The organism is Promicromonospora sp. NPDC050880 (genome assembly GCF_044456525.1).
Classification (GTDB): domain Bacteria; phylum Actinomycetota; class Actinomycetes; order Actinomycetales; family Cellulomonadaceae; genus Promicromonospora.
This window is the reverse complement of sequence record NZ_JBITFV010000016.1, coordinates 47,485-69,782: the sequence shown is the minus strand read 5'-3', so window position 1 is coordinate 69,782 and position 22,298 is coordinate 47,485. Positions and strand designations below refer to the sequence as shown.

Genomic DNA, 22,298 nt, shown 5'->3' with positions numbered 1-22,298 from the left:
AGGTACTCGATCGTTACAGGCCGTTCACGCGGACGGGATGCTTCCGTCCTGCGGCGCAACGCCCAGGTCACGGCGAACCTTGCGGACCTTCTTGTCGGACACGGCCCGCTCCCCCAGGTCCTCCGCCGTCCACTCCGCCTCGGGCGCCGTGGGGTACGCACCCTTGGCAGGACGCCGTTTCCGCTCGGGCGGCACCACCCCGTCGGCCAGCCGGCGGGCGGTGATCAGGAAGCCGGTGTGGCCGATCATCCGGTGCTCGGGTCGCACGGCCAGACCCTCCAGGTGCCACCCGCGGACCATCGTCTCGAAGGCCGCCGGCTCGGCGAACCGGCCGTCCGCACGGAGGTCTTCTGCTGTGCGCGAAAGCTGGGTGGTGGTGGCCACATAGCAGACCAGCACGCCCCCGGGGGCGAGCGCCGAGGCGACGGCGTCCACGTTCTCCCAGGGTGCGAGCATGTCCAGCACCACCCGGTCGACCGAGCCGGGCTCGGCGACCTCGGGCAACACATCGGCCAGGTCGCCGACCGAGAGCTGCCACGCCGGGTGCGGCCCGCCGAAGAACGTCTCGACGTTGCCCTGGGCGATGGCCGCGAAGTCCTCGCGCCGCTCGATGGAGTGCACGTGGCCCGCGTCGCCCACGGCACGCAGCAGCGACATGGTCAGCGCACCGGAGCCCACCCCGGCCTCGACCACGCGCGCGCCCGGGTAGATGTCGGCCATCGCGACGATCTGGGCGGCGTCCTTGGGGTAGACGACGGCGGCACCGCGCGGCATCGACAGGACGTAGTCGGCGAGCAGCGGGCGCAGCGCCAGGTACTCGATCTCCGCGGTGTTGACCACCACGGTGCCCTCGGGCTGCCCGATGATCTGCTCGTGCTTGAAGTAGCCCTTGTGCGTGTGGAACGTGCCGCCGGGCTGCAGCGTGATGGTGTGCAGGCGGCCCTTGGGGTCGGTGAGCTGGACCTTGTCGCCCACGCGGAACGGGCCGCGGCGCAGCTCGGCACCGGTGGCGGTCGGGATATCGGTGGGTGTGGTCACGACGGACAATCCTAGGCGCTGGGCCGGGCCCCCGCGTCCGCCGGCAGGCCGCCGCCGCGGAGCGCCGCGGGCGACGGTGCACCCCGCCGGCTCAGGTGCCGCGGATCGCGCGCGCCACGTCGGCGAGGTCGAGCACCCCGGTGACGCGGCCGGCCTCGACGACGGGGACCAGCCGCGCCCCGCCGGAGCTGCGCGCGAGGTGCTCCAGGAGGCGCGTGCCGGCCAGCTCGGGGTCCACCTGGGACCCGTGGACGAAAGGCACCGCCACGGCGTCGACCTGGGTCAGGTCCCGGGCCTGGGCGGGCACGGCGGCGACGGCGGCGTCGTCCACCACCGCGAGCGGGAGGTCGCCGTGGCCGACGACGACGATGCGGTGCGCTGCCGCACCGGCCCCCGCGGCCGCGCGCGCCGACAGCGCGTCCGTGACGGTCGAGCCGAGCGGCACCACGAGCGCGGGGGCGGCGAGGGACCGCGCGGACAGCGCGTCGACGGCCTCGCGCCGCCGGCCGTTGGTGATCGCCGCACCGGCCCCCGCCCAGAGGAAGGCACCGATCAGCGCCGACCAGAGCACGGTGGTGAGGTTGGGGCTGGTGCCCTGCACGAGCGGCAGGACCAGCGCCCACAGCAGCACGCCGACCGCGACGAGGCGGCCCACCCAGCCGGCGACGATCGTCCCCGTGGTGCGCCTGCCCGTGACCGCCCACACGAAGGACTCGAGGATCTGCCCGCCGTCCAGCGGCAGGCCCGGCAGCAGGTTGAACACGCCGACGAACGCGTTGGAGACGGCGCCCGCGTACAGCAGGAGCGCCGGCACGTTCAGCACCGGCGAGGCCTGGTACGCGAACCAGAAGCCGGCCGCGAGCGCCAGGTTCGTCAGCGGCCCGACCACGGCGACGAGGAAACCGTCGAGCGGCCGGCCCAGGCCACCGGTGTAGGCGGTGTGGCCGCCCCAGAGCGTGACGGCCAGCTCGGTCACGTTCTGGCCGCGCGCCCGGGCCACGAGCGCGTGCGCGGTCTCGTGCAGGAACACGGACGCGAACAGGAGCAGGACGAAGACGAACGCCACCAGGTAGGCGCCGGCGCCGAGACCGGGGGCGATCGCCTGGACGTTGGGCACGAACAGGACGGTCAGGATGAGCGCGGCGAGGAACCAGGACCGGGTGATGATCACGGGCGCGCCGGCGACGCGGCCGACGACGAACCCCTTCGAGCGCTGCGGGGCGGGCGGTGCGGGAGTGGAGGCGGGCTCCGAGGTGGTCACCGGTCCAACCTATCCGGCCGTCCGCCCGGGCGGAGACGGCACGCTGTGGACAGCTCCCGGAGGATGTCGGTGGCCGCCCCTAGGGTGGGGGCATGACGACGACGGAGGTAACCCCGGGGCCGGACGTGGCGACCGAGACGGGCGCGGCGGCGGTCGTGACGGCTCCCTCACGGCCGCCCGCTCTCTCGCCGTCGCGCGCCAACGACTTCATGCAGTGCCCGCTGCTGTTCCGGTTCCGCACCGTGGACCGGCTGCCGGAGCCACCGTCGGCCGCGGCCGCGCGGGGCACGCTGGTGCATGCCGTGCTGGAGCGGTTGTACGACGCGCCGCTCGGTGAGCGCACGCTGGCGGCCGCGCACGACCTGCTGCCGGGCGAGTGGGACCGGCTGCTGGAGGCGGACGAGCGGTACGCGTCGCTGTTCACGGACGGGGTGGGCCCGGACGGGCAGGACCGCGCGGGCTGGCTCGCGGGTGCGGGCTCCCTCCTGGGCACGTACTTCACGCTGGAGGACCCGAACCGGCTGGAGCCGGCCGAGCGCGAGCTGCTCGTCGAGTCCCAGCTCGACGGCGGGCCGCTGCTGCGCGGCATCGTGGACCGCCTGGACGTCGCGCCGGACGGCGCCGTGCGGGTCGTGGACTACAAGACGGGCCGGTCGCCGCGTCCGGGCTACGAGTCGTCGGCCGTGTTCCAGATGCGGTTCTACGGCCTGGTGCTGTGGCGCGAGCGAGGCGTGCTGCCCAAGATGCTCCAGCTCGTCTACCTGGGCGACGGCCAGGTGCTGCGGGGCGAGCCGACCACCGCCCACCTGGAGCACACGGAGCAGAAGATCCGCGCGGTCTGGTCGGCGATCGAGGAGTCGGCCCGCAGCGGCGAGTGGAAGCCCCGCCGGTCCAAGCTCTGCGGATGGTGCGCGCACCAGGCGCTGTGCCCGGAGTTCGGCGGCACGCCGCCGGAGGTCCCTGAGGGCGCGGTCGCGCTGCGCCTGGGGATCACGGGCTGAGCCCCGGCCCGCCACGGGCCGGGCCGGGGCCGGCCGGTGGCTCAGTCGCCGAGCAGGTCGATGACCTCGCCCGCGGCGATCCGGCCCAGCACCTCCAGGTCAACCTGCTTGAGCGACGCGGCGCGGCTGAGGCCCGGGCGCGCCGGCACGGGCACCTCGGCCGGCACGCCGAGCGTGCGGGCGCCCGACGCGAGCGCGGACGTGATGCCGGGCCCGGAGTCCTCGATGGCCACGCAGTCCTCGGGCCGCACGCCGAGCAGCCCGGCGGCCACGAGGTACGGCTCCGGGTGGGGCTTGCCGTGGGTCACCTCGTCGCCGGTGACGAGGTGGGTGAAGGTGCCCTCGGGGGCTCCGCCGGCCACGACCTCGGCCTGGCTGCGGTAGGACATGGTGACGATCGCGCACGGGACTCCCGCGGCACGCAGGTCGCCGAGCAGCTCCAGCACCCCGGGACGCCACGGCACGCGCTCGCGCAGCTGTTCGTTCACGCGGGCCACCAGCCACGCGACGATCACGTCCGGTTCGAGCGGCACGCCGGCGTCGCGCAGCATGGCACCGGTGGTCGTCAGGGCCTGCCCGACGGCGCCGAGCGCGTCCTCGTGGGTCCAGGTCGCGCCGTGCTCGGCGACGATCTCGCGCTCGGCACGCATCCAGTAGGGCTCGGAGTCGACGAGGGTGCCGTCCATGTCGAACAGGACGGCACGAGGGCCGGGACCTGCCGGCACGGGGACGTCGGACTCGGGCGGAAGGGCGGTACTCAGGATGCTCTCCTCTGGCTCGTCGTGCGCACGTACGCGGGCCGGCGCTGGCGCGTGACCGCCCGCAGGCACAGCGTCCCACGCGCGGGGACAGTTCCCGGCATTCCGGCGCCGACCAGAGGCGGCCGTTCAGTCCGCGAGGAGCGTCTCCATCCGGTCCTCCCGGGCGCCCTCCAGCCCGGTCCGCTCGAACGCAACGACCGCCTCGTCGAACGTCCGGTTCACCTCGGGCTCGATGTCGACGACGCCGGCCGGGGCGGTCATCGCCTCGTCGTACTCCGCGATCCAGGCGTCCATGTGCGCCACGTAGGCGTCCCGCGCGCGGTCGAGCTCGCCGCCGTCGGCCAGCGGCACGGCCTGGGCCTGCGACCGGGCGGCCAGGACGCCTTCCCGGGCGTCCTTCGCGAGGCCGGGCACGTCCGCCATGAGGGCGGTGGCCAGGCGCTCCTGCCGGGCGGCGTCGGACGCGGACTCGATCTGGTCGAACCGCTCGCTCACCTCGTCGATGTACTCGCGCATGGTCGACTCGCTGTGCTCCACGGCGTCGAGCAGCAGGTCCGCGGGCTCCCGGTGGCCGCCGGCCTCCGACCAGGCGATGCCGCTCCCGGTGCTGGCGACGAGGAACGCGCCGACGGTCGACAGCAGCGCTCGGTGATTTCGCAGGTTGAGCATTAGTTCATACTCGCCCGGATCCGGGGTGGTCCGCGCGTCGATCGGTGTGATCCGTGGCGGAGCAATCAGTCATTTCAGGGCATAGCAGGCATGGTCCGCGTGCGCTCCAGGTGTTCCAGCCGCTCGGCCGCGAGCGCGGCCCGGTTCATCCCCGCGCGGATGTAGGGCGCGTCCGTCCCGGCGCTCTTGGGGTAGAAGATGCCCAGGTTGATGAGGCTGACGAAGCACGCGTAGACCAGCTCGTCCTGCACGAGCCCCAGTGACAGCAGCGTGCCGATGGCGACGATGGGCACGAGGTACACCGCGACGGTGGGCTGCCACGCCGCGAGCCGGCCGAGCGTCGCGATCTCGCCCTTGGGCACCGACGAGAGCCCGGCGGCACGGGCGCGGGCGTTGGTGTCCCAGGCGAACCAGAGGCACGCCTGGACCACGACGGCGAAGGTGACGTGGCCGACGAGCGTGCCCTGCGGCCACCAGTCGCGCTGCACGAGCGTGGGCAGCACGACGTAGAGCGCCGGCAGGACCGCCAGCGAGCGCAGCCCGACCTCCGCGGCCACGGCCCGGGCGCGGGCCCGCCGGCCGCGGGGCAGCGCCCAGACGGTGCTGAGCTCGGCGAAGACGTTCAGGTACAGCCGCGCGGAGACCAGCGCGAACGTGAACGTCACCAGCCGTACCGGCAGGTTCCCCCACGGGTCCGGCACGGGGTAGTCGGGTGCCCGCACGTCGTCGAGGAACATCAGGCCCAGGCCCGAGCGGCCCGAGACCTCGTCCGCCATGTCGAACCACCGTGCCTGCCAGGACAACCCGAGGTCACGCGACCACCAGGTCACGACCAGCGCGGTGGCGCACCACAGCAGCGCCGCAGAGAGCCACGCCCACCGCTGGAGCCGCCGGGCCTGCCGCAGGTGCGCCGCTCCGGTGGCGTCCCGTACCTGGCGGGTGCGGGCCTGCACCTTGCGGCGCTCGCGCGCCACGGTGCCGGCGCCCGGCGAGAGGTCCCGGAGCCGTTGCAGCGTGCCGCGCGGGCGCTCGCGGCCGTCCTGCTCGAGGATCGCCACCTCGTCCGCGAAGACCCGGCCGATCTGCGCGAACCTGGGCGCCGACGGGTCGGTCGGCGTCACCAGGAGCCGGCGGTCGGGGTCGGCGTCGGTGAGGTCCTCCAGGAGCCGGGCCAGCCCCACCGACGTCACGTAGAACTGGTCGGGCACGGTGCCGTCCGGGGTCTGCGGGATCCCGGCGACGGTGATCAGCAGCGCGCCCAGCGAGTAGAGGTCGGCCAGCGGGTGCCCGGCGCCGTCGCGCCGCACCTCGGGCGCCGCGTACACGCTCTCGCCCTGCCCCTGGCCCGTGATGGTGCGGGCATGGAGGTGGTTGACCCCGAGGTCGACGAACCGCAGCCGGACCTGCCCCGGGCCGTCGTCCCGGACGATGATGTTGGACGGTGCGAGGTCGTCGTGGCGCCGGCCCTCCCGTTCCAGCTCCGCGAGCGCCGCGAGCAGGGCGCCGCCCAGGTCGCGCAGGGCCGGGGTGTCCAGCGGCCGCAGGATCTCCCGTGCGGGCGGGGCGGGCTGCTCGGCGGCGCGCCGCGCGAGGTGCTCGGCGAGCGTCGGGCCCCGCACCAGGTCCATGAGGATCCAGCTGTCGTGGCTGGCCCAGACCGGCACGGCCGGGGACTCCTCGGCGTCCGGCCGCCCGTGCAGGGCGTGGTAGCCGCGGGTGGCGTCCACGACGGCGGGGATGGTCAGGTAGGGGTGGAGCACGCACTTGAGGGCGAAGGTCGCGGTGCGCCCGCGGGACGGTGCCGTGACCCGCCCGGTGAGGATGATCGACGTCGTGCCGTGCCGGTAGAACTCGAGACTGGTGAGGTCCAGGGCCGCCCACTCCGCCCGCGCCTGCGTGGAACCGGCACCGGGTTCGTGGAGCGCGGCGAGGGCGCGTCGCACGTCGGGGTCCGCGACCAGGTCGACGCTGAGGTCCGCCGCCGCCCGGCCGGCGACCGTCACCTCCCAGGGGGCGTCGCCGTGGAAACGCATCCGGTCCGAGCTGTGCATCGCGACGAGGGTGAGCAGGTAGAACCCGAGGAATCCCGCGGTGCGCGGCCGCACCCGGGCTCCGGCGGGACCGGACCACCAGGCCCACAGCAGCTCGATCTCGTGCTGCCGGGAGGCCTGGAACCGGTCCGCGTAGGCACGCTCGTCGATCGGGACGTCCCGGAGCACGGCCTGCCAGTCCCCGACGCGCCAGCCGTCGAGGATCTCGGGCCGGACGCCGGGCGCGGCCCGCCCGGTGAGCTCACGCACCACGCCGGCGAGGTGCTCGAGCGTCGCCCTCATCCTGTCCCCCGTCCCCCACCGTCCCGGCGGCCACGAGGTGCGACGATAACGGAGCCTCGGCCCCGTACGCAGGGAGAACACGCCCAGCCGGGAGGCCGCCGGGCCACGGCGCCACCGCCCCGGCGTTCCACACCCCCGCCGCGCGCACCACGGCTTCGTGGGCGATGCTGACCCTCGATCGACGGCTCCGGCCGGCGAGTCCCGGTATCGACCGAAGGGAAGCACACCGTGTTCGGACCCGACTTCTTCGAGCGCCTCTCGCAGCGGACGTACTACGACCTCGACGGCAACCCGATCACGCAGGACCAGTGGTCGGTGCTGCGCCTGGGGGCGGGCAGCGGCCACGTCGCGCGCGACCAGGTCGGGTTCTACCACGTGTCCACGGTCTGGACCGGCGTCGACTCGGCGGCCTCGCCCGATCCCGGCGAGGGCGGTCACACGCCGTTGATCTACGAGACCATGGTCTTCGTCGAGCGGCTCGACCCCGACGGCGTGCTCGCCCCGGACGACAAGCTCGACTGCACCGAGCAGTACGCGGAGCTGCACGCGACACGCGAGGCAGCACTGGCGGGCCACCACCGCGCGACGGCGATGGTCCGCGACTGGATGGTGAACGGACGACCGGAGCTCTGACGGCGGGGGGCCAGCGATGCGGAGCGGCACGCGTACCAGGACCATGTCCCTCTTCACCCGGCGCGCCGTCGACGACGCGGCGCTCTACGGTGAACCGATGCAAGGAACCACCCCGCGGGAGATCGACCCCGCGGGAGCCCAGGCGCTCCTCTCGGAGCTCTTCGACCCCGGGGCCGACCGGCTCGCGCACTCGCTCGGCGTGGGTCGGCGCGCCGAGCAGGTAGCGCGGGTCCTGGGCCGGCCGTCGCTCCTGGTCACCGCCGCCTACCTGCACGACGTCGGGTACGCCGCGGCCGCACGGGACACGGGCCTGCACCAGCTCGACGGCGCGCGCTACCTGCGGTCCCTCGGCGCCTCGGCCGAGCTGACCGGCCTGGTGGCGCACCACACGTCCGCGACGGTCGAGGCCGCCGAGCGGGGGCTGGACGTGACGCTGCGGCGGGAGTTCCCCGCGCCGTCGGGCGAGCTGCTGGACCTGCTCACCTACTGCGACATCACCACGTCGGCCCGGGGCGAGACCGTGACGGTCGACGAGCGGTTCGAGCACATCTACGACCGCTACCCGCCCGGCCACCTGGTGTCGCGCAGCATGCAGCACGCCGAGCCCGGGCTGCGGCAGATGGTGTCCCGCATCGAGCGGCAGCTCGACCGGCCGACCCGGTAGGCGACGGACCCGGGCGGGCGAACGCCCGCCCGGGCCGGCTCAGGTCAGGTACGGCTCGGTCCGCGTCGGGTCCACCGCGTGCTCGATGCGCAGCCGCATCGAAGGGTGGATGTCGAGGTCGCCGAGGCGGTCGACCTGCTGCCAGACCACCTCGCTGGACTCCCCCGACGTCCGCGCGGCCCCGCCCGTGACCGAGCCGCGCATGCAGATCGAGAACTGGGCGCGGACCTCGCCGTCCGAGTACACGATGACGTGCCGCGGGTCGGTGTAGATGCCCACGAGCCCCGTGATCTGCACGCGGTAGCCCGTCTCCTCCTCCGTCTCGCGCACGCCCGCCTGACGCACGGTCTCACCGGGGTCGATGCCGCCGCCGGGCAGCGCCCAGAGACCGTTGTCGGTGCGGTGGATGAGCAGCAGCCGGCCGACGTCGTCCCGCACCGCCACCGTGACCGACGGGACCACCGAGTTGACGGGCGGCGCGGACGGGTCGTCGAAGTAGTCGAACCGCGCCATCACGCCACCCTGTCCGAGTCCTCCGTCCGGGGCCATGCTTCAAGTGGTTTCGCGGTGCTCCAGACCCGCTCGAAACCGGCCTGGTAGGCGGGCGCCATCGACGCCTCCGGGCCGTCCTTGAGGTGCAGCAGGGGGTTCGCGCCCGCGGGCGCGCCCCAGACGTGCGTGTTGACCAGCAGGTCGTCGTCGAACCGGAACGTGGTCGCGTACAGGGTGCTGTCGTGCAGCCGCACCTCCACCCCGGGCGTCCCGAGCGCGGGCGCCAGGTAGGCGAGCACCAGCGCGATCCGGCCTGCCAGGCCCGTACCGCCCTCCTCCTGCGTGCGGACCGCCACGGCCGCGCCGTCCGGGTCGCCCAGGAGCAGCCGTACCCGCACGCCGCGGGCCGCCATGGTGACGATCTCGGTGGTCAGGTCGAGCGTCTGGTCGGGCAGGAACGTCGCCGCGAAGGCGTGCAGCTCGAACCGCTGCTCGACGCCCGCGAGAAAGGCCTGCCACGTCCCGGAGGGCACGGCGCGGCGCGCCGGGTACACCCCGACGATCTCCTGCGCCGCGGCCTCGGCGCGGTCCACGTCGCCCCACAGCGCCGCGACGTCGCAGCCCAGCGCGTCGGACACCGCGACCCGGTGCCGCGGGTGCGGCGTGCGTCCCTGGGCCACCCAGCGCTCCACGGTCTTCGGGTCCACGCCCACCGCGGCGGCCAGCCGCACCTGGCTCAGGCCCGCCTGAGCCATCGCGGCGACCAGTCGTTGGTTCCTCATGCGCTCACCCCCAGGGACGTATCTATCACCGAAACGTCCCGCGCGCTGCCGATGGCACGTCCCGTGTGCCCGGCGCACAGTGGAGTCGCACCGTGGAAATGAGCCAGCCGCCCCTGTCCGCCCCGTCCCGGAGAGTCCCGTGAACCCCATTGCGTCGCAGTCGGTCACCGAACGTCTCGGCGATGTCATCGATCTGCTGCGGCACGTGCGTGCCGACTGGATCGAGGTGCTGACCGTCACGCCCGAGCGGGTGTGCCTGCAGCCCTGGCACCTGGACGACGGCGAGAGCATCGCCCGCGCGCTCGGCCTCGACCACGCCATCGACCAGCGCATGATGGACCCCGGGTACACGCTGTGGACCGGGACCTGGCGGGGCGTCGAGGTGCAGGTCCGCGGCGCGCTGCGCGCCGGCATGCCGGTTCTCTGAGCCGTCTCTGCGCCAGTCCCGGGCCAGTCCCGGGCCAGGTCAGGGCCGGTCCCGGGCCAGGTCCGCGCCAGTTCCACGCCAGGTCCGAGCCAGTTCCAGGCCAGTCCCGCGCAGTTCCAAGCCAGTTCCGGGTCGGGCGGCGCCACGGACACGACACGCCGATTCGCCCGTCCGCGAACGTGCACGCGCCCCCGGTCACGCCGAGCGTCCCACGCCCTAGGCTGGGGGGATGACCGACGCGCATCACGAGCAGCCGGAGCAGGCCTCGCCTCGCCAGACCGTGCTCCTGGCTGCCTTCGAAGGGTGGAACGACGCGGGGAGCGCCGCCACGACGGCCCTCACGCACCTGGCCGAGGTGTGGGGCGCCGAGAAGGTGACCGAGCTCGATCCCGAGGAGTTCCACGACTTCCAGGTCAACAGGCCCTACATCTCGCTGGACGACGACGGCAAGCGCTCCATCACCTGGCCGACGACGTCCGTCTCGGTGGCCCAGGTGGGGACACGCAAGGTCGTGCTGGTGCACGGCGTCGAACCGTCGATGCGCTGGCGCAAGTACTGCGAGGAGCTGCTGAAGGTCGCGGAGGAGCTGGACGTCCGCACCGTCATCACGCTCGGCGCGCTGCTGGCCGACGTGCCGCACACGCGCCCGATCCCGATGACCGCGACGTCCGACAGCGTGGGCCTGCAGTCCGTGCTCGACATCGAGGCCAACACCTACCAGGGCCCCACGGGCATCGTGGGGGTGCTGCAGCACGAGGCCGCGGAGCGGGGCCTGCAGTCCGTCAGCCTGTGGGCGGCCGTGCCGCACTACGTGGCCAACCCGCCGTCCCCCAAGGCGACGCTCGCGATCCTGACGCGCGTGGAGGAGATCCTCGGCGAGTCCGTGCCGATGGGCGAGCTGCCCGACGACGCCGCGGCCTGGCAGCACGGTGTGGACGAGCTGGCGTCCGAGGACTCCGAGATCTCCGAGTACGTCGCCCAGCTCGAGGAGGCCAAGGACACCGCGGAGCTGCCGGAGGCGTCGGGCGACGCCATCGCGCGGGAGTTCGAGCGCTACCTGCGCCGGCGCGACATCGGCGGCAAGGACGGCGGCAAGGACCCGGGACCGGAGAAGCTCTGAGCCGCGGACGGACGAAGGCCTGAGCCCCGCAGGGGGCTCAGGCCTTGACTCGTCCTTCGGCGTCGGTCACACGCTGCTCGAGATCGGCTCGATCCGTACTCCTGCGTCCGGACCGTGGTAACCGACCCAGGTCTCCAGACACCGTGCGGCGTCCTCGACGCGGTCGTAGACCGGTGCGAACCCCGGTCCGTTGCGTACGACGCGATACCGCGTGCTGCACCGGGGCGTCGTGGTGACGGTAACCCGGGTCTCACCCGTGAAGTCTTCCTCGTACTCCGTCATGCTCCCCATCCTGCACCGGGTTAAATGCAAACGGAAGCAGGGGTCAAAACTAACCTGGCAAGCGCATGCCGTGGCTCTGGCCTACCTGGCCCGGGCGCCCCCGCCGGAGCCTCAGATACGCACTCCGAGCAGGGCGTTCACCATCCGGGAGATGATCCCGGGCGCCCCTTCCTCGTCCGCCGAGGTGTCCCGGGCGGAGTCCAGCGCCACCTCGGCCCAGGCGTCGACGGCGGCCAGCGCGGCGGGTGCATCCAGGTCCTCGGCGAGGGCCGCACGGACCGCCACGAGGGTCTCGTCCGCCGACGGGCCGCCGTTGCCCGAGACCGCGTCTCGCCACCGGGCCAGCCGGGCCTCGGCGGCCGGCAGCGAGGTCTCGTCCCACTCCCACTCGGTGCGGTAGTGGTGCGCCAGGAGAGCCAGGCGGACCGCCATCGGGTCGTGGCCGTCCTCGCGCAGGCGGGAGACCAGCACGAGGTTGCCGAGCGACTTGCTCATCTTCTCGCCCTGGTAGGCGACCAGACCCGCGTGCACGTGGGTGCGCGCCGCGGCCGGCTCGCCCTCGCCCTCGGCCTCGGACGTCGGACACAGCAGCCGCAGGTGCGACGTCGACATCTCGTGGTGCGGGAACAGCAGGTCGCAGCCGCCGCCCTGCACGTCGAACCGTTCGCCGCCCGCCAGGCCGAGGCCGTCGCGCGCGATCACGGCGCACTCGATGTGCCAGCCCGGGCGGCCCGTGCCGAGCGGACCGCCGTCCCACGCGGGCTCTCCCGCGCGCTCCCGGCGCCACAGCAGCGGGTCCAGCGCGTCCTTCTTGCCCTCGCGGCCCGGGTCGCCGCCGCGCTCGGCGAACGTGGCCAGGGCCTGCTCGCGGTCGAGGTGGGCGACCGTCCCGAAGCGCGGGTCCGCGGTGAGGTCGGCGTAGACGTCACCCAGCTCCGGCGTCGTGCCACCGGCGCCCGGCTCCAGCGGCACGCGGTAGGCCGCGCCGGACTCCAGCAGGTCGGCCACGGCCCGCGCGACGTCGGGCACCGACTCCACGGCCCCCGTCCAGGTGCGCGGCGGGACGACGCCGAGCGCCGTCATGTCCTCGCGGAACAGCGCGATCTGGGACGCCGCCAGGTCCCGCCAGTCCACGCCGGTCGCCTCGGCACGCTCCAGCAGCGGGTCGTCCACGTCCGTGACGTTCGAGGTGTAGACGACGTCCTTGCCGGCGTCCAGCCATGCTCGCACCAGCAGGTCGAACGCGACGTAGGTGTTGGCGTGCCCGATGTGCGTGGCGTCGTACGGGGTGATGCCGCAGGCGTACAGCCGGGCCTGCGGCCCCGGCGCGGCCTCGACGAGCTCACCCGTGGACGAGTCGTGGACCCGCACCGGTCCGGGGGCGGGGAAGCCGGGAAGCTCGGGGACTTGGGGTGTGGGCCAGGCGTGCACGCGACAACGATAACCGCCGCCTGTGACACCTCCGGACCACGTCAGGGCCTACCGGGGTGTGGTCTACGCGACCCCGCCCTGCGCGCCGATCGTGCCCGACACCAGGAGCCACACCACGAGGCCCGCGAGCGCGAACCGGTAGAACACGAACGGCTTGTACGAGTAGTTCCCGATGATCTTGAGGAACCCGATGATCACGGCGTACCCGACGCCGAACGCGACGATCGTCGCGATGATCGTGGCACCCCACCCGGGCGCACCGGCGGGCAGCGGCTCGCCCAGGGTCTTGACGAGCTGGTAGAAGCCGGAGCCGAGCACCGCGGGCAGCGCGAGCAGGAAGGAGTAGTCCGCAGCCGCCTTGCGCGTGAAGCCCATGGTCAGGCCGGCGGTGATGGTGCCGCCCGAACGGGACACCCCGGGCACGAGCGCGAGCGCCTGCGCCAGCCCGAAGCCGATGGCGCTGCGTCCCGTGAGCGAGGTGAGCTCGCGCTCCTGGCGGCCGAAGACGTCGGCCAGGAGCAGCAGCAGCCCGAAGAACGCCAGCATGAAGACGGTGATCCACAGGTTGCGGAACGTGTTCTCGATGTAGTCCTCGAACAGCAGCCCCAGCACCACGATCGGGATCGAGCCGAGGATGATGTACCAGCCCATCGCGGCGTCGTGGTCGGCGACGACGCCCGGCCGGCCGTGCCGCACGTCGACGGAGCCGGGACGCGGGCCCAGGCCCGTGCGGGCGCGCCAGCCCGTGCCGTTGCGGCCGGAGAGCGCCCGGAACCAGGCGACGAGGATGGCCCCGATCTTCTGGCGGTAGTAGATGATCACGGCCGCCTCGGTACCGATCTGCGTGATCGCCGTGAAGGCCGCGCCGGGGTCGCCCGAGCCGAGCAGCTCACCGACGATCCGCAGGTGCGCCGACGACGAGATCGGGAGGAACTCGGTCAGACCCTGCACCAGGCCCAGAAGGATCGCTTCCCACGCAGTCACGGGCCGTGACACTACCCCACGGCGCGCCTCCGGACGCACCCGCGACGGCCGCGGGTAGCCTTCCATACATGGAACGACGGCGCGTGGGCACCTCCGGCCTACGGGTCTCCGAGCTGGGGCTCGGGACCATGACATGGGGCCGCGACACCGACGAGATCGACGCGGCGGAGCAGGTGCGGGACTTCCTCGACGCCGGCGGCACCCTGCTCGACACCGCGGCCAGCTACGCCGACGGCGACGCGGAGCGGGTCATCGGCACCCTGCTGTCGGGCAAGGTCGCGCGCAGCGAGCTCGTCCTGGCCACCAAGGCGGGCATCCGGTCCGAGGCCCGGCCCGACGGCCCCGGCCGCGTCGTGGACGCCTCCCGCGGCGGCCTGCTCGACAGCCTCGACGAGTCGCTGGCCCGCATGGGCACCGACCACGTGGACCTGTTCCTCGTGGCGTGCCCCGACCCGAACACGTCCCTGGAGGAGACGGCGGGTGCGCTGCGCATCGCCGTCACCAGCGGGCGCGCCCGGTACGTGGGGCTGAGCAACCACCCCGGCTGGGCCACGGCCCGCGCCGCGACGCTGCTGGAGCCCGACGTCGGCCTGGCCGCCGTCGAGCTGGAGTACTCGCTGCTGCAGCGCGGCGCGGAGCGCGACGTGCTGCCCGCCGCCGACGCCCTGGGCGTGGGGCTGCTCGCCTGGTCGCCGCTCGGGCGCGGCGTGCTCACCGGCAAGTACCGGCGCGCCATCCCGGCGGACTCCCGGGCGGCCGGGGCGCTCGCGGGGTTCGTCCAGCCGTACCTGGAAGGTTCGGCGTCCGCCGTCGTCGAGGCCGTGGCGACGGCCGCCGAGGGCCTGGGCCGCACGCCCGGGGAGGTCGCCGTGGCGTGGCTGCTGGAGCGCGACGGCCTCGCGTCGGCGATCCTGGGCGCGCGCACGCCGGCCCAGCTGCGCTCGTCGCTCCAGGCCGCGACCCTGGAGCTGCCGTACGAGGTGCACGCCGCGCTCGACGACGTGTCCGCCCCCGACCTCGGCTACCCGGAGCGCTGGTGACCGTACCCGTGCCGGACCCGGCTCAGCCCTGCCGTGCGGGCTGGGGCTCGTCCTCCTGGGCGCTCTCGTCCGCGTCGTCGAGGTCGTCGTCGAAGTCGAGGTCGTCGAGGTCCTCGTCGTCGTCCTCGTCCTCGTCGTCGTCGACCTCGTCGGCCAGGTAGAAGGGCGTCACCTCGCCGAACACCGTCGCCAGGGACTCCTCGTACACCTCGTAGGCGTCGGCGAGCACGTCGTAGGCGTCGTCGACGGCGGGGTCGTCGTCACTCCGGCGAGTGGCGACCGCGTGATGGTGGGCCTCGAGTGCGGCAATGAGGCGATCGAGCGCGGCACGCGGTTCAACGGTCATGCCTTGAAGGTAGCGCCCCGTGGGCCACAATGGGCAGACGAAATCCGTGGCTGTCATCGCACTGCAACGAAACCGGCATAAACTGACCTCACCCGCGACCCGAGGACGGTGCATCAGATGGCGAGAGAAGGATCCTTGTTGCACAAGCACAGTCAGTACGAGTACCGCGTCGTGACGTTCGAACCGGGCACCACCGTGCCGGACGCCCGCAAGGTGCTCACCGAGGAGGCCGAGTACGGCCGCTGGGAGCTGGCGAGGACTCTTCTCTACATCGGCGGCAGACGCAAGGTCTGGCTGCGCCGCAAGATCATCCGGGTCCGGTCGACCCTCTGACCCTGCGGCGCACCCGCGTCAGCAGGTCGCCAGCAGCCGGTCCAGCACGCGGGTGCCGAACCGCAGCGCGTCGGTCGGCACCCGCTCGTCCACGCCGTGGAACATCCCGGCGAAGTCGAGGTCGCCCTCCAGGCGCAGCGGCGCGAACCCGTACCCCGTGATGCCCAGCCGGTCCAGCGACTTGTTGTCCGTGCCGCCCGAGAGCGTGTACGGGAGCACCGTGGCCCCCGGGTCCTCGGCGTCGATGGCCGCCACCATGGCGTCGACCAGGGACCCGCTGAACGGCACCTCCAGGGCCGTGTCCAGGTGGATCGGCTCGATCCGCACCCGGGGCCCGGCCAGCTCGCGCAGCGTCGCCATGCCGGACTCCTCCTGGCCCGGCAGGAGCCGCACGTCCACGGTCGCCTCGGCCCGGCCGGGGATCACGTTGGCCTTGTACCCGGACGCGAGCTGCGTCGGGTTGGACGTGTTGCGCACCGTGGCGCCCACGAACTTCGCCGCCGGCCCGAGCGCCGCGACCAGCTCGTCCACGGAGGCCGGGTCGGACAGGTCGACCCGCAGGCCGGTGAGGTCGCCGACACCACGCAGCAGCGCGTCCACCGTGGGCGTGATGGTGTACGGCCAGGCGTGCTGACCGATCCGGGCCACGGCCGCGGCGAGCTCGGCCACCGCGTTGTCCTCGTTGATCTGGGAACCGTGCCCGGCGCGGCCCTCGGCGATCAGCCGCAGCCAGGCGATGCCCTTCTCCGCCGTCTGGAGCAGGTAGGCGCGCTTGCCGCCCACCTCCACGGAGAAGCCGCCGACCTCCGAGATCGCCTCCGTGGCGCCCTCGAACAGGTCGGGCCGGTGGTCCACGGCCCACCGGGCGCCGTGCACCCCGCCGGCCTCCTCGTCGGCGAAGAACGCCACCACCACGTCGCGGGCGGGCTTGCGGCCCTCACGCGCCATCTGCCGGACGACCGCCAGGATCATGGCGTCCATGTCCTTCATGTCCACGGCGCCACGGCCCCAGAGCAGCCCGTCGGTCTCCTCGCCGCCGAACGGGTCCACGCTCCAGTCGTCCTTCGCGGCCGGCACCACGTCCAGGTGCCCGTGCAGCACCAGCGCGGGCCGAGCCCGGTCCTGCCCCTCCAGGCGCACGACGACGGACGCCCGCCCCGGCCGGGACTCGAACAGCTCGGGCTCCAGGCCGACCTCGTGCAGCAGCTCCATGACGTACTCGGCCGCGGCCCGCTCCCCCGGCCCGTCGTCGGTGCCGTAGTTCGAGGTGTCGAACCGGATCAGCTCCTGACAGATCCGGACCACCTCGTCGGCGGCGGTGGGCACGGGCGCGGAAGTCGGCACAGTCTCAGTCACAGGGGCCACGGTAACCGGCCGGGCAACCTGCCGGAATCCCGACCGGCCCGCTGACTCGCTGCACGGCGCGGCGAGTCAGCGGCCCGCTCCGCGAGGTCAGGCCAGTCCGCGCCGCTCCAGCAGCGGCGTGATGTCGGCCGCACGGCCCCGCAGGTCCTCGAACGAGGCCAGCGGGTCCTGCGACCCGCCGCGGGCGAGCAGCTTGCGCCGGAACGCCTCCCCGTTCTCGCGCGTGAGCCCGCCGTTCTCCGCGTACCACTGCACGGTGTCGGCGTCGAGCACCTCGGACCAGATGTACGAGTAGTACCCGGCCGAGTAGCCGCCGCCGAAGATGTGGTTGAAGTACGTGCTGCGGTACCGGGGCGGCACGGAGGCGAAGTCCACGCCCGCGGCCGCGAGCGCCGCCGCCTCGAACGGCAGCACGTCGTCGACCGACGTCGGCACCTGCTCGGGGGTGAGCTGGTGCCACGCCTGGTCGAGCAGCGCGGCGGCGAGGTACTCCGTGGTCGAGAAGCCCTCGCCCCAGACGCGGGAGGCCAGCATGGTGTCCACCCACTGGGCGGGCATGGGCTCGCCGGTGGCGTGGTGCACCGCGAACGACTTCAGGATCTCCGGCTCCCAGGACCACATCTCGTTGACCTGGGAGGGGTACTCGACGAAGTCGCGCGGCACGGAGGTACCGGACTGCGACGGGTAGCGCACGTCGCTCAGCAGGCCGTGCAGCGCGTGACCGAACTCGTGGAAGAGGGTGGTCACCTCGTCCCACACCAGCAGCGTGGGCTCGCCGGCCGGCGGCTTGACGATGTTGAGGTTGTTGACCACGACGGGCTTCTCGTCCAGCAGGGCGCTCTGCACTACGAGGCTGTCCATCCAGGCGCCGCCACGCTTCGACTCGCGGGTGTAGAAGTCGCCGAGGAACAGGCCCAGGCCGGTGTTCGGCTCCCCCGGCTCGACGCTGTCGAACACCTCGAAGACGCGGACGTCCGGGTGGTAGCCCGGCAGGTCGGGGCGCTCGACGAAGGAGAGGCCGAACAGCAGGCCGGCGGCCCTGAAGACGCCGTCGTGCAGCACGCGGTCGAGCTCGAGGTAGGGGCGCAGGGCGGCGTCGTCCAGGTCGAAGCGCTCCTTGCGCACGGCCTCGTTGAGGTAGGACCAGTCGGCGGCGGCCACGCCGTCGGCCGAGCCGCCGGCCTTCGCGAGCTCCGCGGCCTCACGCCGGGCGTTGGCGACGGCGGCGGGCGCGAGGCGCCCGAGCATCTCGTTGACCGCGGCGGTGGTGCCGGCCGTGGCGTCGGCGGCGATGTACGCGGCGTGGTGCTCGTAGCCGAGCAGCTGCGCGCGGCGGGCGCGCAGCAGCGCGAGCTCCAGGAGCACCTCGCGGGTGTCGTTCTCGCCGCCGGTGGCACCGCGCGCCATGGAGGCGCTCTGCACGCGCTCGCGCGTGGCCGCGACCTCGAGCGAGGCGAGCACGTTCTGGTGCGTGAAGAGCTGCATCTCCAGGAGCCAGCCGTCCTGGCCGCGCGCCTCCGCTGCGGCGCGCGCACCGGCCTTGGCGTCGGCGGAGAGCCCGGCGAGGTCGGCCTCGTCGGTCACGAGCACGCTCGCCTCGTTGGCGCCGGCCAGGAGCTTGCGCCCGAAGCTCGCCTCCAGCGTCGTGATGCGCGCGTTGAGATCGCGCAACGTGTCCTGGTCGGCCTCGGACAGCTCGATGCCGGAGCGCTTGAACTGGGTCATCAGCTTCTCGAGCAGGTACGCGGTGTCGGGCTCGAGCTCCAGGTCGCCGGCCGCGGCGGCGTCGGCCAGTGCCTTGGCCCGCGCATGGAGGCGGGCGTCCATGGTGATCGCGTCCTGGTGGGCGGCGAACAGCGGCGCGAGCCGCTCCTGGATGTCCTCCAGGCCGGGCGTGGAGTCGGACGGGAGCTGGTTGAAGTACGCACGAGCGGCCCGTCCCAGGAGCTGGCCGGACCGCTCCAGCGCCTCCAGCGTGTTCTCGACGGTGGCAGGCTCGGGGTTGGTGGCGATCGCCTCGACCTCGGCGCGCTGGGCCGCCATGCCGGCCAGGACCGCCGGCTCGTAGTGCTCCTCGCGGATCGCGGAGAAGTCGGGCAGCCCGTACGGAAGGGTGGACGGCACGGCGAACGGGTTGGCCGGGTCCAGCTCCGTGGGCGTGGTGGTCTCATGCGTCGAGGTCATGGGGAACATCCTCACTCATCGGCGGGGCCTGGGGCGCACGCTTTCCGGGCGGGCGGGAGCAGTTAGGGTCGGGGCGTGGATCCTCTGCGGCTCGTCGGCACCTGGGACTTCCGGCGGGAGATCCGGCACGCGGACGGCGCGGAGTACACCGCCGACGGCGAGGCCCGGTTCTCCCTCCAGGACGACGGCCGGGTGTGCTGGGCCGAGCACGGCACGCTGCACTGGGCGGCGGGCAGCACACCGGTGACGCGGACGCTGTTCATCGTCCGTGACCGGCACGGCCAGACGCCGTCGGGCAGGTCGGACGACGACGCGCCGGCCGGGGACCCGGCCGGCGACCACGAGCCGCCGTGGCGCGTGACCTTCGAGGACGGCCGCGACTTCCACCCGTGGACCGCGGGCGCCGTCGAGCACCTGTGCGGGCGGGACCTGTACCAGGGCGGGATCGAGGTGCCGGCGCGGACGGCGTCGTCGTGGGAGCTGCGCTGGCACGTGACCGGGCCGGAGAAGGACTACCTGATGCACACCTGGTACATGGAGCGCCCCTGAGGGACCTCTGTCCCGCGGCTCGCCGAGGTCGGCAGCTTGCCAGCCGGTCGGGGGGGGGGGGGGGGGGGGGGGGGGGGGGGGGGGGGGGGGGCGGGCGGGGGGGGGGGGGGGGGGGGGGGGGGGGGGGGGGGGGGGGGGGGCGGGGGTGGCGGGGCCCCCCCCCCCCGCGGGGGGGGGGGGCGCCGCGCCCCCCCCCGCCCCCCCCCCCCCCGCGCGCCCCGCCCCCCCCCCCCCCCCCCCCCCCCCCCCCCCCCCCGACCCGTCAGTAGACGACCACCGGCGTGCCCGACGGAGCGCCCCAGGTGTCCCAGATCCAGTCCATCGCGCCGTTCGACACACGCACGCAGCCGTGCGACGCCGGGAACGCCGGCACCGACGCCGAGCCGTGCACCGCGATGCCACCCGTGAAGAACTTGGGCCGCCACATGTCGCCCAGCTCCAGCGACGACGAGTACATCCGGTTCTCCTCGCGGTACACCGCGAACGAGCCGCGCGGCGTGTACGCCGTGTAGGTGGCGCCCTTCGCCTCGTACGTCTCCCCGTTGCCGGACGACGCGTTGATGATCTTGACGACCTTGCCGTTCTCGACCGCGAGCACGAGCTGCCGGTCGATGTCGATCTCCAGCACCTTGCCCGAGGACGTCTGCGCCCGCGGCACCACGCCCTTGTCGGCAGCCTGCTGCGTGACGTCGCCGACCACGCCGTCGCGGTAGAGGCCGCCGGCCTTCTGCAGCGCGAACACCGCCTGCTGCGTCTCGCTGCCGAACGCGCCGTCGACGGACGTCACGAAGTACCCCAGGTCCTGCAGCCGCTGCTGCAGGGCGCTGACGCGTGCGCCCGTCTCGCCGAGCTCCACGTAGTCGGGCTTCTCCTCCTCCGCGGAGTCCTTGCCGTCGCCCTTGCCCTCGTTCCCGCCCTTGCCGTCGCCCTTGCCGCCGGACTGCTCGTCCCCCTGGGACGAGCCCTTGCCGGGCTGCTCGTCGTCGGTGCCATCCTCGTCGTTGCCCGCGCCGTCCCCGGCGTCGCTCGGGTCGTCGCTCGGCTCGGCCGTCGTACCGTCGTCGGTCGGCTCGCCGGAACCCTCGGCACCGTCGGACCCGTCCGTGCCGTCCTCACCGGCCGTCGGCTCGCCGGTCCCCGGCTCCGCCGAGCTCCCGGGATCCGTGCCGGGGCTGCTCTCGGCCGGGGCGCTGCTCGCCCCGGCGTCCGACGGCGGCTCCTCCTGGTCGCCGCAGGCGGACAACAGGCCCGCCGTCAGCGCCACGGCGCCCAGCGTGCCCAGGACCCTCTTGCCGACGGTCCGGCCCGCACCAGGGGCCGGCCTTGCGTGCATTACCCGCATCGTGACTCCTCCTCGGCCGCACCTTCTGGGGTGGCGCGGCACCGCACCCGCGAGACGACGTCGTCCCCTCGCGAGTGTCCTGTATCTCTAACCGACGCGCGGCCGCTCAGGATGGTTGGGTAGGTCTATCGTCACCCAATCGTGACAGTGCCACGCGCCGGGAGGGTGTTCAGGGTGTCGGCGGGGTCGGGCGCCAGCAACCACGCGTCGACGTCGGCCAGGAGCCGCGCCTTGGTGCTCTCGGACGCCCGGCTCGCCCGGATGGACGACGCCGCCAGCGCGGCGAGCTCGGCGTCCGTGAACCCGTGGGCGTCGCGCGCGATCTCGTACTGGTCCACGAGCCGGGAACCGAACAGGAGCGGGTCGTCGGCGCCGAGCGCGACCAGGGCGCCGGCGTCCACCAGCGTGCGCAGCGGCACCTCGGCCGCCTCCGCGTAGACGCCCAGGCCGATGTTCGACCCCGGGTTCACCTCCAGCGCCACGCCGCGCTCCACGATGCCGGCCAGGACCCGCTCGTCCTCGGCGGCACGCACGCCGTGCCCGATGCGGTCGGGAACGAGCTCGCGCATGACCTCGCTGATGTGCTCCGGCCCCAGCAGCTCGCCGCCGTGCGGCACGGCCGCCAGGCCGGCGCGGCGCGCGATGTCGAAGGCCGCCGCGAACTGCGACGTGTCCCCGCGCCGCTCGTCGTTGGACAGCCCGAAGCCCACCACGTCGCCGACGCCGTCGCCGGCATGGCGGGCGGCCAGCCGGGCGAGGGTGCGCGCGTCGAGCGGGTGCTTCATGCGCGACGCCGCGACGATCACGCTCACCTCGATGCCGTGGGCGGCGCTCGCGGCCTTGGCGGCGTCGATGACGATCTCCACGGCAGGCGTGATGCCGCCGACGAAGGGTGCGTACGACGTGGGGTCCACCTGGATCTCGAGGCGCCGGGAGCCCTCGGCGGCGTCGTCGGCCGCGGCCTCGTGGACCAGGCGGCGCATGTCCGCCTCGGAGCGCACGCACGCCCGGGCGGCGTCGTACAGGCGCTGGAAGCGGAACCAGCCGCGCTCCGTGGCCGGCAGGCGCAAGGGATCGTTGTCGACGAGCGCCTCGGGCAGCCGGACACCGTATGCGGCGGCCATGTCGACGAGCGTCGGCACCCGCATGGATCCGGTGAAGTGCAGGTGGAGGTGCGCCTTGGGGAGAAGTGCGAGGTCGCGCATCTGCGTAGTCTGGCAAAGCGACGGGGTGGCGGCAGCCGCGATCGTGATACTCCGCA

The 22,298-nt window shown here is 73.6% G+C and carries 23 protein-coding genes; 8 read left to right on the top strand and 15 right to left on the bottom strand.

Annotated elements, in window-relative coordinates:
* Positions 1-24 precede the first annotated feature (24 nt).
* Both ACIBBF_RS21220 and ACIBBF_RS21215 read right to left on the bottom strand, forming a co-directional pair.
* Positions 25-1,038 carry a tRNA (adenine-N1)-methyltransferase gene (locus tag ACIBBF_RS21220; RefSeq protein WP_397417275.1) on the bottom strand — a complete coding sequence of 338 codons (1,014 nt, stop codon included), beginning with the start codon at positions 1,036-1,038 and terminating at the stop codon, positions 25-27.
* 91 nt (positions 1,039-1,129) lie between these two features.
* Positions 1,130-2,299 carry a site-2 protease family protein gene (locus ACIBBF_RS21215; protein ID WP_397417273.1) on the bottom strand — a complete coding sequence of 390 codons (1,170 nt, stop codon included), beginning with the start codon at positions 2,297-2,299 and terminating at the stop codon, positions 1,130-1,132.
* Between the two features lie 92 nt (positions 2,300-2,391).
* Between ACIBBF_RS21215 and ACIBBF_RS21210 the strand changes: the two genes are divergently transcribed.
* A complete protein-coding gene (locus ACIBBF_RS21210) occupies positions 2,392-3,300 on the top strand; it encodes a RecB family exonuclease (RefSeq protein ID WP_397417271.1) in 909 nt (302 codons plus the stop codon).
* Between the two features lie 41 nt (positions 3,301-3,341).
* Here ACIBBF_RS21210 and ACIBBF_RS21205 read toward each other — a convergent pair whose 3' ends face one another.
* The 3 genes from ACIBBF_RS21205 to ACIBBF_RS21195 form a co-directional block, all read right to left on the bottom strand.
* On the bottom strand, positions 3,342-4,025 hold the full coding sequence (locus tag ACIBBF_RS21205; RefSeq protein WP_397417269.1) for an HAD family hydrolase: 684 nt from the start codon (positions 4,023-4,025) through the stop codon (positions 3,342-3,344).
* A gap of 162 nt (positions 4,026-4,187) precedes the next feature.
* Complete coding sequence (locus tag ACIBBF_RS21200; RefSeq protein ID WP_397417267.1) at positions 4,188-4,730, bottom strand: hypothetical protein; 543 nt, start codon at positions 4,728-4,730, stop codon at positions 4,188-4,190.
* Between the two features lie 74 nt (positions 4,731-4,804).
* Complete coding sequence (locus ACIBBF_RS21195; RefSeq protein WP_397417265.1) at positions 4,805-7,063, bottom strand: hypothetical protein; 2,259 nt, start codon at positions 7,061-7,063, stop codon at positions 4,805-4,807.
* A gap of 228 nt (positions 7,064-7,291) precedes the next feature.
* Between ACIBBF_RS21195 and ACIBBF_RS21190 the strand changes: the two genes are divergently transcribed.
* Positions 7,292-7,696, top strand: coding sequence for a hypothetical protein (locus tag ACIBBF_RS21190; RefSeq protein ID WP_397417263.1), 405 nt, complete (start codon positions 7,292-7,294; stop codon positions 7,694-7,696).
* 43 nt (positions 7,697-7,739) lie between these two features.
* Positions 7,740-8,360 carry an HD domain-containing protein gene (locus tag ACIBBF_RS21185; protein WP_397417261.1) on the top strand — a complete coding sequence of 207 codons (621 nt, stop codon included), beginning with the start codon at positions 7,740-7,742 and terminating at the stop codon, positions 8,358-8,360.
* Positions 8,361-8,399: 39 nt separating this feature from the next.
* Here ACIBBF_RS21185 and ACIBBF_RS21180 read toward each other — a convergent pair whose 3' ends face one another.
* Together ACIBBF_RS21180 and ACIBBF_RS21175 are read right to left on the bottom strand one after the other, a co-directional pair.
* Positions 8,400-8,873: an NUDIX domain-containing protein gene (locus tag ACIBBF_RS21180; RefSeq protein WP_397417259.1), complete on the bottom strand. Its 474-nt coding sequence runs from the start codon at positions 8,871-8,873 to the stop codon at positions 8,400-8,402.
* The gene (locus tag ACIBBF_RS21175) at positions 8,873-9,634 is read right to left on the bottom strand and encodes a helix-turn-helix domain-containing protein (RefSeq protein ID WP_397417257.1); all 762 of its coding nucleotides are present in this window, start codon (positions 9,632-9,634) and stop codon (positions 8,873-8,875) included. The genes ACIBBF_RS21180 and ACIBBF_RS21175 overlap by 1 nt, the downstream gene beginning before the upstream one ends.
* 139 nt (positions 9,635-9,773) lie before the next feature.
* Between ACIBBF_RS21175 and ACIBBF_RS21170 the strand changes: the two genes are divergently transcribed.
* Positions 9,774-10,061 (top strand): hypothetical protein, encoded by a 288-nt coding sequence (locus tag ACIBBF_RS21170; RefSeq protein WP_397417255.1) that lies wholly within the window; start codon positions 9,774-9,776, stop codon positions 10,059-10,061.
* 229 nt (positions 10,062-10,290) lie between these two features.
* Entirely contained in the window at positions 10,291-11,181 is an 891-nt protein-coding gene (locus tag ACIBBF_RS21165; protein WP_397417253.1) for a PAC2 family protein, read from the top strand.
* A 66-nt stretch (positions 11,182-11,247) separates the two neighbouring features.
* Here ACIBBF_RS21165 and ACIBBF_RS21160 read toward each other — a convergent pair whose 3' ends face one another.
* The 3 genes from ACIBBF_RS21160 to ACIBBF_RS21150 all read right to left on the bottom strand — a co-directional run bounded on the left by ACIBBF_RS21160 (position 11,248) and on the right by ACIBBF_RS21150 (position 13,878).
* Entirely contained in the window at positions 11,248-11,463 is a 216-nt protein-coding gene (locus tag ACIBBF_RS21160) for a hypothetical protein (RefSeq protein WP_119144627.1), read from the bottom strand.
* Between the two features lie 111 nt (positions 11,464-11,574).
* Positions 11,575-12,894: a cysteine--1-D-myo-inosityl 2-amino-2-deoxy-alpha-D-glucopyranoside ligase gene (mshC, locus tag ACIBBF_RS21155; protein WP_397417251.1), complete on the bottom strand. Its 1,320-nt coding sequence runs from the start codon at positions 12,892-12,894 to the stop codon at positions 11,575-11,577.
* A gap of 63 nt (positions 12,895-12,957) precedes the next feature.
* Complete coding sequence (locus ACIBBF_RS21150; protein WP_397417249.1) at positions 12,958-13,878, bottom strand: undecaprenyl-diphosphate phosphatase; 921 nt, start codon at positions 13,876-13,878, stop codon at positions 12,958-12,960.
* A gap of 68 nt (positions 13,879-13,946) precedes the next feature.
* On the opposite strand from ACIBBF_RS21150, the gene ACIBBF_RS21145 reads away from it, so the two are divergent.
* Positions 13,947-14,918: an aldo/keto reductase gene (locus ACIBBF_RS21145; RefSeq protein WP_397417247.1), complete on the top strand. Its 972-nt coding sequence runs from the start codon at positions 13,947-13,949 to the stop codon at positions 14,916-14,918.
* 22 nt (positions 14,919-14,940) lie between these two features.
* Here ACIBBF_RS21145 and ACIBBF_RS21140 read toward each other — a convergent pair whose 3' ends face one another.
* Complete coding sequence (locus tag ACIBBF_RS21140; RefSeq protein WP_397417245.1) at positions 14,941-15,264, bottom strand: primosomal protein; 324 nt, start codon at positions 15,262-15,264, stop codon at positions 14,941-14,943.
* A 117-nt stretch (positions 15,265-15,381) separates the two neighbouring features.
* Here ACIBBF_RS21140 and ACIBBF_RS21135 point away from each other — a divergent pair, with 117 nt between their 5' ends.
* The gene (locus tag ACIBBF_RS21135; RefSeq protein ID WP_397417243.1) at positions 15,382-15,597 is read left to right on the top strand and encodes a DUF5703 family protein; all 216 of its coding nucleotides are present in this window, start codon (positions 15,382-15,384) and stop codon (positions 15,595-15,597) included.
* An 18-nt stretch (positions 15,598-15,615) separates the two neighbouring features.
* Here ACIBBF_RS21135 and ACIBBF_RS21130 read toward each other — a convergent pair whose 3' ends face one another.
* Both ACIBBF_RS21130 and ACIBBF_RS21125 read right to left on the bottom strand, forming a co-directional pair.
* Entirely contained in the window at positions 15,616-16,953 is a 1,338-nt protein-coding gene (locus tag ACIBBF_RS21130) for a M20/M25/M40 family metallo-hydrolase (protein WP_397417241.1), read from the bottom strand.
* A gap of 96 nt (positions 16,954-17,049) precedes the next feature.
* Positions 17,050-19,146 (bottom strand): M3 family metallopeptidase, encoded by a 2,097-nt coding sequence (locus ACIBBF_RS21125; protein ID WP_397417239.1) that lies wholly within the window; start codon positions 19,144-19,146, stop codon positions 17,050-17,052.
* A 75-nt stretch (positions 19,147-19,221) separates the two neighbouring features.
* On the opposite strand from ACIBBF_RS21125, the gene ACIBBF_RS21120 reads away from it, so the two are divergent.
* On the top strand, positions 19,222-19,695 hold the full coding sequence (locus ACIBBF_RS21120) for a DUF6314 family protein (RefSeq protein ID WP_397417237.1): 474 nt from the start codon (positions 19,222-19,224) through the stop codon (positions 19,693-19,695).
* Between the two features lie 262 nt (positions 19,696-19,957).
* On the opposite strand, the gene ACIBBF_RS21115 is transcribed toward ACIBBF_RS21120, so the two are convergent.
* Positions 19,958-21,028 carry a L,D-transpeptidase family protein gene (locus ACIBBF_RS21115; protein WP_397417235.1) on the bottom strand — a complete coding sequence of 357 codons (1,071 nt, stop codon included), beginning with the start codon at positions 21,026-21,028 and terminating at the stop codon, positions 19,958-19,960.
* Positions 21,029-21,168: 140 nt separating this feature from the next.
* Positions 21,169-22,242, bottom strand: coding sequence for an adenosine deaminase (locus ACIBBF_RS21110; protein ID WP_397417233.1), 1,074 nt, complete (start codon positions 22,240-22,242; stop codon positions 21,169-21,171).
* Positions 22,243-22,298: the final 56 nt, after the last annotated feature.

Coding starts and splice junctions, on each gene's coding strand:
- ACIBBF_RS21125 (WP_397417239.1), bottom strand. CDS start 19,146: ATGACCTCGACGCATGAGACCACCACGCCCACGGAGCTGGACCCGGCC.
- ACIBBF_RS21180 (WP_397417259.1), bottom strand. CDS start 8,873: ATGGCGCGGTTCGACTACTTCGACGACCCGTCCGCGCCGCCCGTCAAC.
- ACIBBF_RS21115 (WP_397417235.1), bottom strand. CDS start 21,028: ATGCACGCAAGGCCGGCCCCTGGTGCGGGCCGGACCGTCGGCAAGAGG.
- ACIBBF_RS21135 (WP_397417243.1), top strand. CDS start 15,382: ATGGCGAGAGAAGGATCCTTGTTGCACAAGCACAGTCAGTACGAGTAC.
- ACIBBF_RS21165 (WP_397417253.1), top strand. CDS start 10,291: ATGACCGACGCGCATCACGAGCAGCCGGAGCAGGCCTCGCCTCGCCAG.
- ACIBBF_RS21145 (WP_397417247.1), top strand. CDS start 13,947: ATGGAACGACGGCGCGTGGGCACCTCCGGCCTACGGGTCTCCGAGCTG.
- ACIBBF_RS21175 (WP_397417257.1), bottom strand. CDS start 9,634: ATGAGGAACCAACGACTGGTCGCCGCGATGGCTCAGGCGGGCCTGAGC.
- ACIBBF_RS21110 (WP_397417233.1), bottom strand. CDS start 22,242: ATGCGCGACCTCGCACTTCTCCCCAAGGCGCACCTCCACCTGCACTTC.
- ACIBBF_RS21140 (WP_397417245.1), bottom strand. CDS start 15,264: ATGACCGTTGAACCGCGTGCCGCGCTCGATCGCCTCATTGCCGCACTC.
- ACIBBF_RS21210 (WP_397417271.1), top strand. CDS start 2,392: ATGACGACGACGGAGGTAACCCCGGGGCCGGACGTGGCGACCGAGACG.
- ACIBBF_RS21200 (WP_397417267.1), bottom strand. CDS start 4,730: ATGCTCAACCTGCGAAATCACCGAGCGCTGCTGTCGACCGTCGGCGCG.
- ACIBBF_RS21195 (WP_397417265.1), bottom strand. CDS start 7,063: ATGAGGGCGACGCTCGAGCACCTCGCCGGCGTGGTGCGTGAGCTCACC.
- ACIBBF_RS21160 (WP_119144627.1), bottom strand. CDS start 11,463: ATGACGGAGTACGAGGAAGACTTCACGGGTGAGACCCGGGTTACCGTC.
- ACIBBF_RS21185 (WP_397417261.1), top strand. CDS start 7,740: ATGTCCCTCTTCACCCGGCGCGCCGTCGACGACGCGGCGCTCTACGGT.